Source organism: Microbacterium gubbeenense DSM 15944 (assembly GCF_000422745.1).
Lineage (GTDB): Bacteria > Actinomycetota > Actinomycetes > Actinomycetales > Microbacteriaceae > Microbacterium > Microbacterium gubbeenense.
Map to the genome: position 1 here is coordinate 16,055 of NZ_AUGQ01000022.1, position 15,677 is coordinate 31,731.

At 67.7% G+C, this 15,677-nt stretch carries 15 protein-coding genes, 1 tRNA gene and 3 pseudogenes; 17 read left to right on the forward strand and 2 right to left on the reverse strand.

The annotated features are described in order from the left end of the window. Positions 1 to 45: 45 nt before the first annotated feature. From G510_RS0111175 to G510_RS16610, 12 genes are all read left to right on the forward strand, one after another. Entirely contained in the window at positions 46 to 1,083 is a 1,038-nt protein-coding gene (locus G510_RS0111175; protein ID WP_029153694.1) for a hypothetical protein, read from the forward strand. Further along, complete coding sequence (locus tag G510_RS0111180) at positions 1,083 to 2,666, forward strand: efflux RND transporter periplasmic adaptor subunit (RefSeq protein WP_245563327.1); 1,584 nt, start codon at positions 1,083 to 1,085, stop codon at positions 2,664 to 2,666. The genes G510_RS0111175 and G510_RS0111180 overlap by 1 nt, the downstream gene beginning before the upstream one ends. Then, positions 2,663 to 3,340 carry an ABC transporter ATP-binding protein gene (locus G510_RS0111185; RefSeq protein ID WP_029153696.1) on the forward strand — a complete coding sequence of 226 codons (678 nt, stop codon included), beginning with the start codon at positions 2,663 to 2,665 and terminating at the stop codon, positions 3,338 to 3,340. Before G510_RS0111180 ends, G510_RS0111185 begins: the two co-directional genes overlap by 4 nt. Next, positions 3,337 to 4,644, forward strand: coding sequence for an ABC transporter permease (locus G510_RS0111190; protein WP_084644332.1), 1,308 nt, complete (start codon positions 3,337 to 3,339; stop codon positions 4,642 to 4,644). Before G510_RS0111185 ends, G510_RS0111190 begins: the two co-directional genes overlap by 4 nt. Positions 4,645 to 4,735: 91 nt before the next feature. After that, on the forward strand, positions 4,736 to 5,602 hold the full coding sequence (locus G510_RS0111195) for a ParA family protein (RefSeq protein WP_029153698.1): 867 nt from the start codon (positions 4,736 to 4,738) through the stop codon (positions 5,600 to 5,602). A 4-nt stretch (positions 5,603 to 5,606) separates the two neighbouring features. Then, complete coding sequence (locus G510_RS16605; protein ID WP_036322979.1) at positions 5,607 to 6,410, forward strand: segregation and condensation protein A; 804 nt, start codon at positions 5,607 to 5,609, stop codon at positions 6,408 to 6,410. After that, complete coding sequence (gene scpB / locus G510_RS0111205) at positions 6,400 to 6,969, forward strand: SMC-Scp complex subunit ScpB (protein ID WP_029153699.1); 570 nt, start codon at positions 6,400 to 6,402, stop codon at positions 6,967 to 6,969. Before G510_RS16605 ends, scpB begins: the two co-directional genes overlap by 11 nt. A gap of 87 nt (positions 6,970 to 7,056) precedes the next feature. After that, positions 7,057 to 7,821, forward strand: a complete 765-nt coding sequence (locus G510_RS0111210) for a pseudouridine synthase (RefSeq protein WP_029153700.1) — start codon at positions 7,057 to 7,059, stop codon at positions 7,819 to 7,821. After that, positions 7,818 to 8,933 carry a prephenate dehydrogenase gene (locus G510_RS0111215; RefSeq protein ID WP_029153701.1) on the forward strand — a complete coding sequence of 372 codons (1,116 nt, stop codon included), beginning with the start codon at positions 7,818 to 7,820 and terminating at the stop codon, positions 8,931 to 8,933. The genes G510_RS0111210 and G510_RS0111215 overlap by 4 nt, the downstream gene beginning before the upstream one ends. Next, the gene (gene cmk / locus G510_RS0111220; RefSeq protein ID WP_029153702.1) at positions 8,926 to 9,612 is read left to right on the forward strand and encodes a (d)CMP kinase; all 687 of its coding nucleotides are present in this window, start codon (positions 8,926 to 8,928) and stop codon (positions 9,610 to 9,612) included. Before G510_RS0111215 ends, cmk begins: the two co-directional genes overlap by 8 nt. After that, positions 9,602 to 11,134, forward strand: a complete 1,533-nt coding sequence (gene der, locus G510_RS0111225; protein ID WP_029153703.1) for a ribosome biogenesis GTPase Der — start codon at positions 9,602 to 9,604, stop codon at positions 11,132 to 11,134. Before cmk ends, der begins: the two co-directional genes overlap by 11 nt. Before the next feature lie 75 nt (positions 11,135 to 11,209). Then, positions 11,210 to 12,157 carry an NUDIX hydrolase gene (locus tag G510_RS16610; protein WP_084644334.1) on the forward strand — a complete coding sequence of 316 codons (948 nt, stop codon included), beginning with the start codon at positions 11,210 to 11,212 and terminating at the stop codon, positions 12,155 to 12,157. Between the two features lies 1 nt (position 12,158). On the opposite strand, the gene G510_RS0111235 is transcribed toward G510_RS16610, so the two are convergent. After that, positions 12,159 to 12,548, reverse strand: a complete 390-nt coding sequence (locus tag G510_RS0111235; protein WP_029153704.1) for an RNA-binding S4 domain-containing protein — start codon at positions 12,546 to 12,548, stop codon at positions 12,159 to 12,161. An 82-nt stretch (positions 12,549 to 12,630) separates the two neighbouring features. Here G510_RS0111235 and G510_RS0111240 point away from each other — a divergent pair, with 82 nt between their 5' ends. The 4 genes and pseudogenes from G510_RS0111240 to G510_RS17985 all read left to right on the forward strand — a co-directional run. Further along, complete coding sequence (locus G510_RS0111240; RefSeq protein WP_029153705.1) at positions 12,631 to 13,041, forward strand: nitroreductase/quinone reductase family protein; 411 nt, start codon at positions 12,631 to 12,633, stop codon at positions 13,039 to 13,041. 85 nt (positions 13,042 to 13,126) lie between these two features. Continuing rightward, positions 13,127 to 13,203 (forward strand) — tRNA-Pro (locus tag G510_RS0111245). A gap of 566 nt (positions 13,204 to 13,769) precedes the next feature. Then, positions 13,770 to 14,402 carry a hypothetical protein gene (locus G510_RS0111250; protein WP_029153706.1) on the forward strand — a complete coding sequence of 211 codons (633 nt, stop codon included), beginning with the start codon at positions 13,770 to 13,772 and terminating at the stop codon, positions 14,400 to 14,402. A gap of 174 nt (positions 14,403 to 14,576) precedes the next feature. Continuing rightward, positions 14,577 to 14,993 (forward strand): annotated as a pseudogene (locus G510_RS17985) (GNAT family N-acetyltransferase); the annotation flags it as partial. Between the two features lie 58 nt (positions 14,994 to 15,051). Here the strand turns inward: G510_RS17985 and G510_RS0111255 are convergent. After that, positions 15,052 to 15,333: pseudogene (locus G510_RS0111255) on the reverse strand (integrase core domain-containing protein); the annotation flags it as partial. A 76-nt stretch (positions 15,334 to 15,409) separates the two neighbouring features. Here G510_RS0111255 and G510_RS18705 point away from each other — a divergent pair. After that, positions 15,410 to 15,677, forward strand: a pseudogene (locus tag G510_RS18705) (IS30 family transposase); the annotation flags it as partial.

Below are 15,677 nucleotides of genomic sequence, written 5' to 3' on the forward strand. Positions count from 1 at the left end.
AGATCAGATGTTCACCACGCAGACCGCACGCCGATAAGGACCATCATGCGCCGCCTACGTTCCCTGACCGTCATCGCCTCAACGACCCTCGCCGTGGGGGTGCTCGCCGGTTGCAGCGGCGAGTCAGAAAAGGGTCTCACCTACGAGGATTCACCGCTGTCGAAGTACATGTCGTCGCTCTACGACGCCGAGATGTCTCCCGAGGATCAGCAGGCCGACATGGAGGCACAGGAGCTCGAGCAGGAGGAGGCCGTCGCATCCTGCATGCAGGAGGAGGGCTTCGAGTACGTTCCGTACACAGGCACGTCAGTCATCGCGGGCGATGACGACGCATGGGATCCTGACTCGCGCGACTGGGTGGAGAAGTACGGCTACGGCATCTTCAGCTCGCCCTGGGACGACGAGGAAGCGGTCGACGAGGAGATGCCCGAGGATCCGAACCAGGAGTACGTCGACTCGCTCTCGGAGTCTGAGCGCATGGCCTACGAGTCGACCCTGTATGGCGAGACGCCCTCCGACGAGCAGGCGGAAGACCCGGAGTTCGACTGGAACTCGCTCGACCAAGGGTGCTACGGCACGGCCATGAACGAGACCCAGAACATGAGCGAGATCGACGCGCTCTACGAAGAGTTCGATCCCCTGATGACCAAGATGTCCGAGCTGTACGAAGCGGCCCTGGCCTCCGATGACATGGTCGAGCTCGACGCCGAGTGGGCGGCGTGCATGGCCGACACCGAATTCACCGAGTTCGCCGCGCGCGCGGAGGCGGAGGCGTCGATGTACGAGGAGCAGGAAAAGCTCTACGAAGAGCAGAACGCCGTCTCGGAAGAGATTGACTGGGACAGCGCCAGCGCCGAGGAGGCCGAAGAGCTGATGAATGCCTCGGACCCGATGTCGACCCCGGAGTGGGCCGAGGCAGCCGACAAGGAGCGGGCGCTCGCGCTCGCCGACTTCGACTGCCGCGCCGAGATCGACTACGACGCGACATCGCTGTCGATCCAGTTCGAGCTCGAAGAGCAGTTCATCGCCGACAACAAGGCCGACCTCGAGGCGTTCCGCGCCGCCGCCGAGCAGGTGATGTGATGGCCTTCGGGCGACGCCGCACCGAGCAGCAGGACACGGGGGAGCAGCCCGCCGCGTTCGACGACGTGCTGGCGGGCGGCACCGACGCCGATGGCGACAGCGATGCGCCGGCCGGGGGCTGGCGGCGCGTGCTCCGCGGCAATCGTGGGCTCTGGATCACAGCGCTCGTCGCGGTCGTGGCGCTCGCGGGCGGCATCGTGCTCGGTCAGGTCGTCGTCTCGCCGTTCGATCGCGCGGCGGGCGCGGGCGCACCGGATCCGGGGCTCGTGACCGTGCCCGTGCAGTTCGGCGCGCTCAGCAACGACGTCACGCTGCGCGGGGACATCGGATACAACGACTCGTCCGAGCTGACGTTCGACACGTCGTCGTTCGAGGGCGCCGCCATCGTCACCGGTCAGGTGCCCGACGAGGGCGCCGAGGTGACGCAGCTGTCGATCGCGCTCGAGGTCACGGGGCGCCCTGTCATCGTGCTGCCGGGCGAGCTGCCCGCGTACCGCACACTGCGGATCGGCGTCTCCGGACCCGATGTCGTGCAGCTCAAGGAGGCGCTCGCCGCGGTGGGCATCGACGGCGGCGACCCCGCCTCGAACGTGTTCGACCAGGCGACGGCGAATGGCGTCGCGGAGTTGTATAACCAGGCCGGCTATCCGGTTCCCGAGCCCGAGGAGGGCACGCGCGAGGCCGTCACGGCGTCCGAGCAGGGCGTGCGCGACGCCGAGCAGCAGGTCGCCGACGCGGAGGCCGCCGTCGCCACCGCCGGGCAGGGCGCGAGCGCGATCGAGGTGCGCGAGGCCGACAACGAGATCGCCAGCCTGTGGCGCCAGATCACCGAGTCGGAGCGCGCGGGGGAGGACGCGAGCGATCTGCGCGATCAGCTCGAGGTCGCCAAGCTGCGCCGCCAGGATCTCGACCAGCCGAAGGACGTCAGCGCCGAGCAGTCGATGCTCGACGGTGCGCGCGAGGCCGTCACCTCGGCGCAGGAGGCGCTCGTTTCCGCACAGGAAGCGGCACTGCCGTTCCTGCCGGCGAGCGAGGTGCTCTACCTCGATGAGCTGCCGCGCCGCGTCGACTCCGTTGCGGTGAAGCGCGGCGACGCGCTCGAGGGATCCGCGATGACGGTGTCCGGCGCGACGATCCAGCTCACCGCCGCGGCGTCGTCGACCGACGTGGAACTGCTGGAGGAGGGCACGAAGGCGGTCTTCGAGCTGCCCGACGGCACCGAGCATCCCGCGACGGTCACGCAGATCGCGAAGAGCGACGAGAGCGGGCGCACGAAGGTCATCTTCGAGCCGGATCCGCTGGAACCGGACGTGATGCGCGAGATCCAGGGCGAGAACGTGCGCATCAGCATCCCCGTCGGCGCGACCGACGGCGACGTGCTGTCGGTGCCCTACGCGGCGCTGACCGCGGGCCCCGGTGGCGAGTCGCGAGTCGAGGTCGTCGACGGCGACCCGCGCGACGGGGAGGACGCCGAAACGCGCCTCGTCGTGGTCGAGACAGGGCTCGCGGCCGAGGGATACGTCGAGGTGACGCCCGCCGAGGGCGAACTCGGCGAGGGCGACCTCGTGGTGGTCGGGTCGTGACGGCTCCGATCGTCGAGCTGCGCGATGTCACCCGATCCTTTCCCGGCCCGCCCGAGGTGCAGGCGCTGAAGGGCGTCAACCTCAGCATCGACGGCGGCGAGTATATCTCGATCGTCGGGCCGAGCGGATCCGGCAAGTCGACCATGCTCAACATCCTCGGCATGCTCGACCGGCCGACCGTCGGCGAGTACCGGCTCGCGGGCACGCCGACCAGCGACCTCCCGGAAGACGACCGCGCGGCGGTCCGGGCCCAGTTCATCGGCTTCGTCTTCCAGTCGTTCCACCTGATGGCGAGGCGGTCGGTGTTCGAGAACGTGCTGATGCCGATGTCGTACAGCGGGGTGCCGCGCCGTGAGCGCCGCGACCGCGCGATCGAGGCGCTCGACCGGGTGGGGCTCGGACATCGGCGCGACTTCCTGCCGGGCACGCTGTCGGGCGGCGAACGTCAGCGCGTCGCGATCGCACGGGCCGTCGTGAGCGGGCCGCGCCTGCTGCTCGCCGACGAGCCCACGGGCAGCCTTGATCAGCGCACATCGGGCGAGGTGATGGACCTGTTCGAGGAGCTGAACGCCGGCGGCCTCACGCTCGCGATCATCACGCACGATCAGGCGATCGCCGATCGCGCGAACCGCAGCGTTCGCATCTCCGACGGCCGACTGAGCGAGGCGGCATGACGCGCCCGCGCTTTGCGTTCCGCCGCAACAAGCCCCGCGGATCCGCGTCGGCCGCGGAGCTTCTGCGCCCCGTCGCACGCGGCGACCGGTTCTCCGCGAGCGACCTCGTCTCCGAGGCGACGAGCGACATCGGCTCGCGGCCCGGCCGGCTCGTCATGACGATCCTCGGCACCGTGCTCGGCATCGGGTCGCTCGTGGCGACCTGGGGCTTCGCGCAGACCGCGTCGGGGCAGATTTCGAGCCAGTTCAACCAGGCAGCATCGACGCAGGTCTCGATCATGCCCGAGACGACATCGCTCGGCAACGACGGCGGATCCGGCGCGATCGGCCGGATCCCGTGGGACGCGCCCGACCGCCTCGAAACGCTCGCCGGCGTCGAGCGTGCGGCGCTGATCTCCGACGTCACCCTCGGGGAGGACGCCGAGGTGACCTCGGTGCCGCTCAATGATCCGTCCGCCGCGTCGACCGCGGTGCCGCCCCTGCGCGCCGCGTCGGCGGGGATCCTCCAGGCCGTCGGCGGCGAGCTGACGACGGGACGGATGTTCGACGATGGGCATGATGCGCGCGGCGACCGCGTCGCCGTGCTCGGGTCGCGCGTCGCCGATCGCCTCAGCATCACACGCGTCGACAACCAGCCCTCGATCTTCATCGACGGAACGGCATATGCCGTGATCGGCATCCTCGGCGAGACGCAGACGCGCGCCGAGCTGCGCGACGGGATCCTGATCCCCGACGGGGCCGCGCGCAGCGATTTCGCGATGGCGCGCCCGGCGGAGGCGATCGCGAAGATCGCGTACGGCGCCGGACCGCAGATCGCCGAGCAGGCCCCGCTCGCCCTTGCGAGCGATGCCCCCGAGACGCTCAAGGTGCGCGCACCGTCGGCCGGGTCAACCCTCGGCACCGCCGTGCAGGGCGACGTGAACCTGCTGTTCCTCATCGTCGGGGCTGTGTCACTCCTCGCGGGCGGTCTCGGCATCGCGAACGTCACGCTGTTGTCGGTGACCGAGCGCACGGGGGAGATCGGCCTGCGCCGCGCCCTCGGCGCCACGGGGCGACAGATCTCCGCACAGTTCACGGTCGAATCGGTCGTGATCGGCGTGCTCGGCGGGCTCATCGGCGCGGCGCTCGGGGTGTTGGCCGTCGTCGGCGTCGCGGCGATCCAGCAATGGACGGCCATCGTCGATCCGCTCGCCGCCATCGCGGGCGTTGCCGTCGGTGCACTCGTCGGTTGGGTCTCCGGCTGGTACCCCGCCCGGCGCGCGTCGCGCATCGAACCGATCAACGCGCTGCGCGCGGGCGGGTGACGCAGACGGATCCGTCCGCATCGGCGGTTCCTGACGGACCGGAAGGTAACGATGCGGATACACTCGACTGAGCGTGTCAGGAGGAGTATCGGTGGCGAACACCCAGAAGAAATCGGACGTGGTTCTCGGTCCGACGGGACGGCTCTACAACGGGTTCCCGACGCCCGCGAAGCTCGACCGCCATGGTCCCGCGCGCATCATCGCGCTGTGCAACCAGAAGGGCGGGGTCGGTAAGACGACCACGAGCATCAACCTCGCGGCCTCGCTTGCCGAGTACGGGCGCAAGGTGCTCGCCGTCGACTTCGATCCGCAGGGTGCTCTCTCGGCCGGTCTCGGCATCGCGACGCACGACGTCGTGACGATCTACGACCTCATGCTCGACACGAAGCGCGACGCGCACGACGCGATCATCCCGTCGAACGTCGATGGCCTCGACGTGCTGCCCGCGAACATCGACCTGTCGGCGGCCGAGGTGCACCTCGTGAACGAGGTCGCCCGCGAGATGATCCTCGCCCGCGTGCTGTCGAAGGTGGCGAAGGAGTACGACGTCATCCTCATCGACTGCCAGCCGTCGCTCGGGCTGCTGACGGTCAACGCGCTCACCGCGGCGCACGGCGTGCTGATTCCGCTCGAGTGCGAGTTCTTCGCGCTGCGCGGCGTCGCGCTGCTCATCGAGACGATCGAGAAGGTGCAGGACCGCCTGAACCCCTCGCTCGAGCTCGACGGCCTTCTGGCGACGATGTACGACTCACGCACGCTGCACTCGCGCGAGGTGCTCGAGCGCATCGTCGAGACGTTCGACGACAAGGTCTTCGAGACCGTGATCGGTCGCACCGTGAAGTTCCCTGACGCGTCGGTGTCGGGCGTGCCGATCATCGAGTACGCGCCGAGCCACGACGCCGCCCAGGCCTACCTGCGCCTCGCCCGCGAGCTCGTGCACCGCGGGGCGGTCGCGTAGCGCCGTGACCACGGATCCGGCAGGCGACGCCGGTTTCCGCGTCTCGCTGTCGAACTTCGACGGACCGTTCGACCTGCTGCTGAACCTCATCACGAAGCGCGAGCTCGACATCACCGAGGTGTCGCTCTCGGCCGTGACCGATGAGTTCATCGGCTACCTGGCCGAGCTCGGGCCCGAGGAGAACCTCGACGAGGCGAGCGAGTTCCTCGTCGTAGCCGCGACGCTGCTCGATATGAAGGTCGCCGGTCTTCTGCCGCAGGGCGAATTCGTCGACGCGGAGTCGGTCGCGCTGCTGGAGGCCCGGGACCTGCTGTTCGCCCGGTTGCTGCAGTATCGGGCGTTCAAGGAGGTCGCGGTGTGGTTCTCGGACCGCATCACGCACGAGGGCGGTCGCCACACGCGCGACGTGCCGCTCGAGCAGAAGCACCGCGCCGCAACGCCCGAGCTGAAATGGACCCTGTCTGCCGACGACTTCGCGGCCCTGGCGACGCTCGCGCTCGCGCCGAGCGAGATCCCGACCGTGGGTCTCGAGCACCTGCACGCACCGCAGGTGTCGATCCGCGAGCAGGCGGCGATCGTCGTCTCGGCGGTGCGCACGAACGGATCCGTGACCTTCCGAGAGCTGGCCGCGGGCGTCGACGGGCCGGGCATCATTGTGGCCCGCTTCATCTCGATCCTCGAGCTGTACCGGCTCCCCCCCCCCGCGTTCGAGCAGCTCGAGCCGCTCGGCGAGCTGACGATCCGGTGGGTCGCCGAGACATGGGACGACGAGCACCTCCAGGCGCTGGGAGCCGACTATGACAACTGAGACCTCATCCCTGATCCCGCGTCTCGAGGCGCTGCTGATCGTCGCCGACGAGCCGATGAGCGTAACGGCGCTTGCGGCGGGTGCCGGATCCCCCGTGAAGGAGGTGCGGGCCGCCCTGGCCGAGCTGCGCGCCGACTACGACGGCGAATCAGGCGGACCCGAGCGCGGCTTCCAACTGCGCGAGGTGGCCGGGGGGTGGCGCATCTACGTGCGGGAGGAGCTCGACGGGGTGATCACCGACTTCGTCGGAAATCAGGCTCCGGCGCGGTTGTCGCAGGCGGCGCTCGAGACGCTCGCGGTGATCGCGTACAAGCAGCCCGTGACGCGCTCGCAGGTGGCGCAGATCCGCGCGGTGAACGTGGACGGCGTCGTGCGCACGCTGCTGGGGCGCGGGCTGATCACCGAGATGCACGCGGATCCGGAGACCGGCGCGATGCACTATGGAACGACGTCGCTGCTGCTCGAGAAGCTCGGCATCAACTCGATCGACGAGCTGCCGCACATCTCGCCGCTGCTGGACGACGGATCCGACGGATTCGCCGGTCTGGAAGGTATTTAGTCAGGCGCGATCCGCGAAGATGGAACAGTACATAACGTGCCCCACTTGGTGTGGCTCTGGCACGGTTATTCCAGCAGGAAGTGGGACATGGTGACGGAGGCCGAGGGATCTGCCGAGGGCGTGCGCCTGCAGAAGGCGCTCGCGAACGCGGGGGTCGCGTCGCGGCGCGCGTCGGAGATTCTGATCGCCGCCGGGCGCGTGCGCGTGAACGGATCGGTCGTGTCGACGCTCGGCTCACGGATCGACCCGGACAATGACCTCGTCGACGTCGACGGCCAGGTCGTGCAGCTCGACACCGCGAAGCGCTACGTGATGCTGAACAAGCCCCGCGGCGTGGTCAGCACCATGAGCGACGAGAACGGCCGCCCGGACCTCACCGAGTTCACGAGCGACTGGGACGAGCGCATCTACAACGTCGGGCGCCTCGACACCGACACCACCGGCCTGCTCGTGCTCACCAACGACGGCGAGCTTGCGAACGTGCTCTCGCACCCCAAGTTCGGCGTCACGAAGGTCTACATCGCGAAGGTGCGCGGCCAGGTGACCGGCCAGGTCGTCGCGAAGCTGACGCGCGGAATCGAGCTCGACGACGGCCCGATCGCGGCCGACAAGGCGCGCGTGCTCGACTCGTCGGGCGGATCCAGCCTGGTCGAGCTCACGCTGCACTCCGGCCGCAATCGCATCGTGCGTCGCATGATGGCGGGCGTCGGGCACCCGGTGATCGAGCTCGTGCGCCGCCAGTTCGGGCCGCTGCACCTCGGAACCCTCGCCACGGGCCGCACCCGCGAACTCGATAAGGTGGAGCGCGGCGCGCTGCTGACTCTGGCGCGCGAGGCGAAGGAGACCCCGTGACAGGCGACACGCTCGTTCCCGGACGACGCGCCCGCGTGCGCGTTCCGGTGCGGATCGTGGGCGCAGGCCTCCTGGGATCGAGCATCGGACATGCGCTCACGAAGAACGGCGTCGACGTGTCGCTCGCTGATTCGTCGCCCGCGCAGCTGCGCCTCGCCGTCGACTACGGCGCCGGTCGCCCCGCCGCCGAGGGCGACGACCCCGCGCTCATCGTCGTGTGCACCCCGCCCGACGTCGTCGCCGACATGGTCGCGGCCGAGCTCGAGCGGTTCCCGAAGGCGGTCGTCACCGACGTCGCCTCGGTCAAGCTCGAGCCCCTGCGCGAGCTGCGGGACCGCGGCGTCGACCTGACGAACTACATCGGATCCCACCCCATGGCGGGTCGGGAGCGCGGGGGAGCGATCTCGGCGCGTGCCGACCTGTTCGTCGGACGCCCGTGGGTGATCTGCCGCGACGGCGAGACGCCCGCCGAGGCGCTCGCCCTCGTCGAAGACCTCGCGCTCGACCTCGAGGCCGCGCCGATCGAGATGACGCCCGAGGAGCACGACCGCTCGGTCGCCCTCATGTCGCACGTGCCGCAGGTCATAGCCTCGCTGCTGGCCGCGCGCTTCGCGGAGGCGCCGGAGGAAGCGCTCGCGCTGGCGGGCCAGGGAGTGCGCGACACGACGCGCATCGCGCACTCCGCGCCCGAGCTGTGGGTACAGATCCTCACCGCGAACGCGGATCCGGTGCTCGAGCAGCTCGACCTGCTCGCGCTCGATCTTGAGACGATCACCGACGCCCTGCGCGATCCGGATCGACGGGGATCGAGGCGCACGACCGCTGACGCGATCCGCGCCGGCAACGTCGGCGTCGAACGCCTTCCCGGCAAGCACGGCCAGCGGCGCCGCTTTGAGACCATCGTCGTCATGGTCGATGACGTGTCGGGGCAGCTCGGACGTCTGTTCGGCGACCTCGGCGACCTCAACGTGAACGTGGAAGACCTCCGGCTCGAGCACTCGCCGGGGGCTCCGCTGGGTCTTGCCGAGATCTCGGTCGACCCGGCGACAATGCAGCATGCTGTCGACGGTCTCACGTCGCGCGGCTGGCGGATTGCGGGGACAAGTGACTGAGACGTTCTTCGTGGCGATCGATGGGCCGGCGGGATCGGGCAAGTCCAGCGTGTCCAAGCAGGTCGCCCGGCGGCTCGGCTTCGGCTATCTCGACACCGGATCCGCCTACCGCGCTCTCGCGTGGCACGTGCTCGCCAGCGGCGCATCGACCGACGATCAGGCGGCCGTCGAGGCGGCCTACGATACGTTCGCCCCCTCGATCTCGCTGGATCCCGACGACCGGTCGATCTTCGTCGACGGCACTGAGGTGACCGACGCGATCCGCACCCCGGAGACGACCGCGGCCGTGTCGGGCGTCGCGAAGACGCTCAGCGTGCGCGAGAAGATCAACGACCTGTTCCGCCGGATCGTCGCCGAGGCGCCGCATCCCGGTGTGGTGGTCGAGGGGCGCGACATCACCACCGTCGTGGCGCCCGACGCGCCCGCGCGGATCCTTCTGACGGCGCACCCCGAGGTGCGCGCGGCGCGCCGCAGCGCGGAGATGGGATCCGCCGATGTCGCGCGCGTCGCGGAGGCGATGCGCCAGCGCGACCAATCTGACAGCACCGTTGTTGACTTCATGAACGCCGCCGATGGCGTCGTCGCGGTCGACACCACACACTTGAATTTCGACCAGTCCGTCGATGCCGTTCTCACGGTGATCGCCGAACGACGAGAAGGAGGCCGCGATGGCCGCTGACTACGATGACGATTTCGCCGCACACGACGACGACAACCTGGCCGAGCGCCTGGGGGAGCTTGACGATGAGCTGATCGAGGCGCGCGCCGAGGCTCTGCGGCAGACCCTCGCCGACTACGACCTCGATGAGGAAGACGCGGATCTTCTCTCGGGGATCCACGTCGACGACTTCGGCAACGAATACCTTCCGGCGCTGCCCGTGGTGGCGATCGTGGGCCGGCCGAATGTCGGCAAGTCGCAGCTCGTGAACCGCATCCTCGGCCGTCGCGAGGCCGTGGTCGAGGACACCCCGGGTGTGACGCGCGACCGCGTGACGTACAAGGCCGAGTGGCTCGACCGGCGGTTCTCGCTCGTCGACACGGGGGGTTGGGAGCCGGACGCGCGGGGCATCGACAAGTCGGTCGCGCAGCAGAGCGAGATCGCGATCGAGCTCGCCGACGTGATCCTCTTCGTCGTCGACGCGAAGGTCGGCGCCACCTCCACCGACGAGCACGTCGTGCGCCTGCTTCGGAAGACCGACAAGCCCGTCTTCCTGCTCGCGAACAAGATCGACGACGCATCGCACGAGGTCGAGGCGGCAGCGCTGTGGAACCTCGGTCTGGGCGAGCCGCACCCGATCTCGGCGATTCACGGTCGCGGCGTCGCCGACATGCTCGACGCCGTGATGGAGAAGACGCCGTCGATCTCGGCCATCGCGAAGCACGAGATCGGCGGCCCGCGCCGCGTCGCGATCCTCGGGCGCCCGAACGTCGGCAAATCGTCGCTGCTGAACAAGGCTGCGGGCGAAGAGCGCGTGGTCGTCAACGACCTCGCCGGCACGACGAGGGATCCGGTCGATGAGATCGTCGAACTCGGCGGCAAGCTGTGGACGTTCATCGACACCGCCGGAATCCGCCGCCGCGTGCACATGCACCAGGGCGCCGACTTCTATGCGAGTCTGCGCACCTCGACCGCGCTGGAGAAGGCGGAGGTCGCCGTCGTCATGCTCGATGTGACCGAGCCGATCAGCGAGCAGGATGTGCGCATCATCGACCTGGTGCTGGAGTCGGGCCGCTCCCTCGTGCTCGCGTTCAACAAGTGGGATCTGCTCGACACTCCTGAGATGGAGTACAAGGAGCGCCGTTACTACCTGAAGAAGGAAATCGAGAAGGATCTCGCGCACGTCGCGTGGGCGCCGCGCGTGAACATCTCGGCCGAGACCGGTCGCCGGATGGACAAGCTCGTGCCGGCGCTCGAGCTGGCGCTCAAGAACTGGGATCGTCGCATTCCGACGGGCAAGTTCAACGCGTTCATCAGCGAGCTCGTCTCGGCGCACCCGCACCCGCTCCGCGGGGGCAAGCAGCCGCGGATCCTCTACGGCACGCAGGCATCGACGCGTCCGCCGACGTTCGTCCTGTTCACGACGGGGTTCCTGGATCCGGGCTATCGCCGGTACATCCAGCGACGCCTGCGCGAGCTGTTCGAGTTCGAAGGCACGCCGATCGTCGTGAACATGCGCGTCAGGGAGCGGCGGAAGCGCTGAAAATCGTCGCCGGTCTCGTGACGCCGAGTTTCGCGCGACCGGTCGTGCGCGCTGTGGGGATCGTAGAGTGGTGACATGACGAGCCCTATCCCTCCGCGACCCCACCATCCGGGTGATGGGTGGGTCGAGGGCGAGAATGGGGCCCGATACTGGGGGCTGTTCGGGGCGGCGGGGCTGCTCGCCTATGACCCCGATCGCGGTGTGCTGCTGCAGCACCGCGTGGAGTGGAGCCACTTCGGCGGCACCTGGGCGCTGCCGGGCGGTGCTCTGTGCGATGCGCTCGAGACTCCGGTCGATGGCGCGATCCGCGAGGCGCAAGAAGAGGCAGGGGTGCCCACGGGCGCGATCTCGCCGCGCGCGGCGCACGTGTTCGACGCGGGCGTCTGGCGCTATACGACGGTGATCGCGGATGTTGTGGATCCGTTCGAGCCGGTGATCAGCGACCCTGAGTCGCTGGAACTGCGCTGGGTGCCCGTCGACGAGGTCGATCAGTACCCGCTGCACCCCGGGTTCGCGCTGACGTGGCCGGAGGTGCGCGCGGCGCTCGAGGTGCGCCCGGTCGTGCTGGTCGACGCGGCGAACGTTGTCGGATCCACACCCGATGGCTGGTGGAAGGATCGCGCGGGCGCGAGCGAGCGTCTGCTCGCCCGGCTCGCCGCGCTCTCCGACGTGCCGGCGGGAGATCTCGACCTGGGGCTCGCCATGTGGCAGCCGGTGTTCGCGGCCGTGGTCGAGGGTCAGGCGCGCGATGTCGACGCGGGCCCGCTGCCGCTCTTCCGTGCGGAGGGATCCGGCGACGACGAGATCGTCCGGCGCGCTGAAGAGATGCTCGCCGACGGAGCACGGGTGTTCGTCGTGACGAGCGACCGAGAACTGCGCGACCGCGTCGAGGCATTGGGCGCGCACGTGCGCGGTTCGTCGTGGCTGCGCGACCGCTTGCCGACCGCCGAGGCCATTGCGCCGGCGCTTGCGGCATCGTCGTGGATGGGCGTCGGCCTGACGGGATTCTTCGGGAAACGCTAGATCAGGGGCGGTCGCGAGATTCGCGCCCGGTGAGCCGGTCGATCTCCCGGCGCTCGCGCTTCGTGGGGCGCCCGAGCCCGCGCTCGCGGTGCACGATCGGGGCGACGAACTCACGCGGCGGGGGAGGCGGGGTGCGATCCTCGTATGCGGTGGCGGCTATCGGCGCGCCGACGCGCTTGAGCAGCAGCTTCTGCACTCCGAGGATCTTGTCGAATCCGGCTATGCGGGCGCGCACCTCGTCACCGACCTTGACCCCGTACGAGGCCTTCACCGGATCGCCGTTGACCCGCACATGCCCGCCGCGGATCGCGGTGGTCGCGGCCGAACGCGTCTTGTACACGCGCACGGCCCAGAGCCACACGTCGACGCGCACGGAGGTCGGTTCGGTCATCTGGTCATTGTCTCAGAGGGGGCGGAAGTGCGGATCGCTCGAGCACCTGTTCGCCGTCACAATCGCGTGACAGGATGAGGGCATGGGTTGGAACGATCAGATCATCGAGGAGTTCCGGAACAACAACGGCACGGTGACCACCGGCGGGTTCGGGCGCAGTCTCGTGCTGTTGCATCACACGGGTGCCAAGTCGGACACTCCGCGCGTGACGCCGGTGATGGCATTGCGACCAGATCGCAATGACTGGCTCATCGCGGCATCGAAGGCCGGCGCAGACGAGAACCCGGCCTGGTTCCATAACCTCGTGGCGCACCCGGCGGTGACGATCGAGGATCCGGATGCGGGCACCGTCTCGGTCACCGCGGAAGTGCTGACCGGCGAGGATCGGGACCGCGCGTGGCGCCTGTTCGAAGCGGCGAGCGACGGATTCGCGGGCTATCAGCGCAAGACGAGCCGCGTGATCCCGGTGGTCATCCTGCGCCGCGCACGCTGACGCGCCCGGCGGCTGACCCGATTCGCGGCGCTTCCCGCGGCCAGGTAGACTCTTGGAGTTGCCCGCGTGGCGACGAACTGAATAACGGGCTGTGGCGCAGTTTGGTAGCGCACTTGACTGGGGGTCAAGGGGTCGCAGGTTCAAATCCTGTCAGCCCGACCATAGGGTAGTGAAAAACCCCGGAAAATCAACGATTTTCCGGGGTTTTTCTTGTCTCCGGGGCCGATCAAAATCAGCCATGTACCCGCAGATGTACCCGCAAGGTATTCACGGGCGCAATCAACACACCCGAAGCTTTCGCTTGGCGTGTACGAGGATCACGCTAGGTACTCGTTGATAGCAGGTCGAGTTGGCCACGCTGGCTACTCGTGGCAAACCTGAACTAGGCGGTTCGCAGGTTCAAATGACGATGCCGAACGGCAAGGTGCACCCCGACACATCCCGGCGTATCGTTGCGGATCCCGAAGACTCCCGTAGGGCTGCGGCTCTCGCCGTATATCAGGCGAACGCGTGCAGGTTACCTTGCGCAAAACTCCGAGCGAGTGGCTGCTCTCCTTCGCTGAGGCGAGGGCCGAGTGCGGCCAGCTACCAATGTCAGACCGCGTCGCTATGGTGTGCAGTGCTATCCGTGCAGCAGTCCCTTCCGGTTCAATGTGTGGAGCGGTGTAAGCTCGCGGTCCTTCTCGGCACGACGGTTGTGTCAAGGTGGTGTCAACGAAGGAGGCTCTATGAAGAGAGTGCTGCAAATCATCTTGTCGCTCGCTTTGCTTGCGGGCTTCGTCTGGATGCTCTGGTGGCTCGCAACACTTGTGTTCTCTGCGTTGGTCTCGATGGATGGGGACACCCGAGGAGCCACTATCGCGCTGGTCGGTGTCGTCTCTGTTCCTGTCATCACCTTTGCCACGCAGTTTTGGCTCTCGAAGAAGAACTCGCGCGAACAAGCTATTCGAGAGAAACGAACCGAGTTCTACGGCGCAGTCATCGAACTGTTCATGAGTATGCTCAACTCCACCAAAGACGCCAGTGCATCTGATGAGGACGCCACGAGTCTCTGGGCAACCAAAATGCGGGCGCTCACGCCGCAGATGATCCTGTATGGGAGCAAAGACTTTGTAAGAGCATGGAATACGTTCCGTTCAGTGAGTGCGTTAAACACATCTCCTGAGGGGCTGAGCCCGAAAGCGCTGCATCTGATGATCGCGTCAATGGAGATGATGATGCTTGCCGCTCGTCGAGATCTCGGGCACCGAGTGAGAATTGATGAGCAGGGCGACTACGTGAGTATTTTCATCAACGATGTGGACCAGGCGGAAGTAAAACTCGCCTATCAGGCGATCAAGGCCGGCAAGCTTAAGGGCTGACGCTCGACGTCGGGGGCTCCGTGGCATGGTAGATGCGCCGTTCTGATCGTCTGATATTTATCGACCGAACGAAGCGACTCAGATACCTACCTGTGACGCAACCCGGTGGAGTTCCGCTTCAACGTCTGAGCGCGATGGGTAGGGGGTGTCTACGTGGATGGCCACAATGGAACCGTGAGTAGCTCCAGATCGCAGGTCCGAATACGTTCCTACGACAGCGCTGACGCCGGCGAGACGCTGCGCATCTTTCACGACGCGATCACAGTCACGGCGTGCGCGGACTATGCGCCCGAACAGATCACGGCATGGGCGCGGCCGGACAACCGCGATGTCGGCGGATGGGATCGGTCTATGCTGGCGCGGGAGAGTTACGTTGCCCTCGTCGACGAGCGGTTGGCGGGGTTCTCCGATGTGAGCGCCGACGGCTATATCGACATGATGTTCGTGTCTCCGCGATTCGCGCGAAGAGGTGTGGCGCGCGAGCTGTTGGCCTTCCTCGAACTCCGGGCACGGGGGAGTTCAGCGAGGCAGCTCTCCTCGAACGTGAGCATCACGGCTCGTCCGTTCTCCGAAGCACTTGGCTTCCGCGTGGTGGCCGAACAGCATCCCGTGACCGGAGGTGTGAACCGCCGCAGGTTCGGTGCCGTTCCTATGCGGGGAGCGGCTCTCGGTCGAGGGCCGCGTAGTAGGTTGCCTCGAACTCGGCCGGGGCGACCATGCCGAGGCTACCGTGGAGCCTGCGATGGTTGTACCAGTCGATCCAGCCGGCAGTTGCGTACTCGACGTCGGCGAGCGTCTTGAACGCGCCATCGTGGAAGACCGTGGTGCGGATGCATTCGGCCTTGTAGAGGCCGTTGATCGTCTCCATGAGCGCGTTATCGAACGCATCGCCGACGCTCCCGATCGAGGGCGCGATGCCGTCGATCGCGAGCTTCTCTGTGTAGGAAATCGCCGTGTACTGGCCGTATTCAACCGGTCGTCGCAACACCGACAGCGAGAGGTGTTCGATGGGTTACAGCAACATGCAAAAGCGCGTGCGCGCGTATCGCGGGCAGATCGTCTCGCCGGGCAGGCCGACGGTCGCGTGGCGCGAGGACCGTGTCCGATTCTGGGCCGCGATCGGCGAGGGGAAGAAAACGCGAGAGTCCGGTGCCGCTGCGGGCGTGTCAGAGCCAGTCGCTCATCGCTGGTTCCGGAATGCTGGCGGCGTGAATCCTCAACTCCCGCCCAAGGTATCCGGGCGTTATCTCTCGTCTCGCGAGCGTGAGGACATAG

What these genes read in the sequence shown, in the direction of transcription:
- der (WP_029153703.1), top strand. Translation starts at nt 9,602, where the DNA reads ATGGCCGCTGACTACGATGACGATTTCGCCGCACACGACGACGACAAC.
- G510_RS0111180 (WP_245563327.1), top strand. Translation starts at nt 1,083, where the DNA reads ATGGCCTTCGGGCGACGCCGCACCGAGCAGCAGGACACGGGGGAGCAG.
- G510_RS0111210 (WP_029153700.1), top strand. Translation starts at nt 7,057, where the DNA reads ATGGTGACGGAGGCCGAGGGATCTGCCGAGGGCGTGCGCCTGCAGAAG.
- G510_RS0111175 (WP_029153694.1), top strand. Translation starts at nt 46, where the DNA reads ATGCGCCGCCTACGTTCCCTGACCGTCATCGCCTCAACGACCCTCGCC.
- G510_RS0111250 (WP_029153706.1), top strand. Translation starts at nt 13,770, where the DNA reads ATGAAGAGAGTGCTGCAAATCATCTTGTCGCTCGCTTTGCTTGCGGGC.
- scpB (WP_029153699.1), top strand. Translation starts at nt 6,400, where the DNA reads ATGACAACTGAGACCTCATCCCTGATCCCGCGTCTCGAGGCGCTGCTG.
- G510_RS16610 (WP_084644334.1), top strand. Translation starts at nt 11,210, where the DNA reads ATGACGAGCCCTATCCCTCCGCGACCCCACCATCCGGGTGATGGGTGG.
- G510_RS0111235 (WP_029153704.1), bottom strand. Translation starts at nt 12,548, where the DNA reads ATGACCGAACCGACCTCCGTGCGCGTCGACGTGTGGCTCTGGGCCGTG.
- G510_RS0111190 (WP_084644332.1), top strand. Translation starts at nt 3,337, where the DNA reads ATGACGCGCCCGCGCTTTGCGTTCCGCCGCAACAAGCCCCGCGGATCC.
- G510_RS0111240 (WP_029153705.1), top strand. Translation starts at nt 12,631, where the DNA reads ATGGGTTGGAACGATCAGATCATCGAGGAGTTCCGGAACAACAACGGC.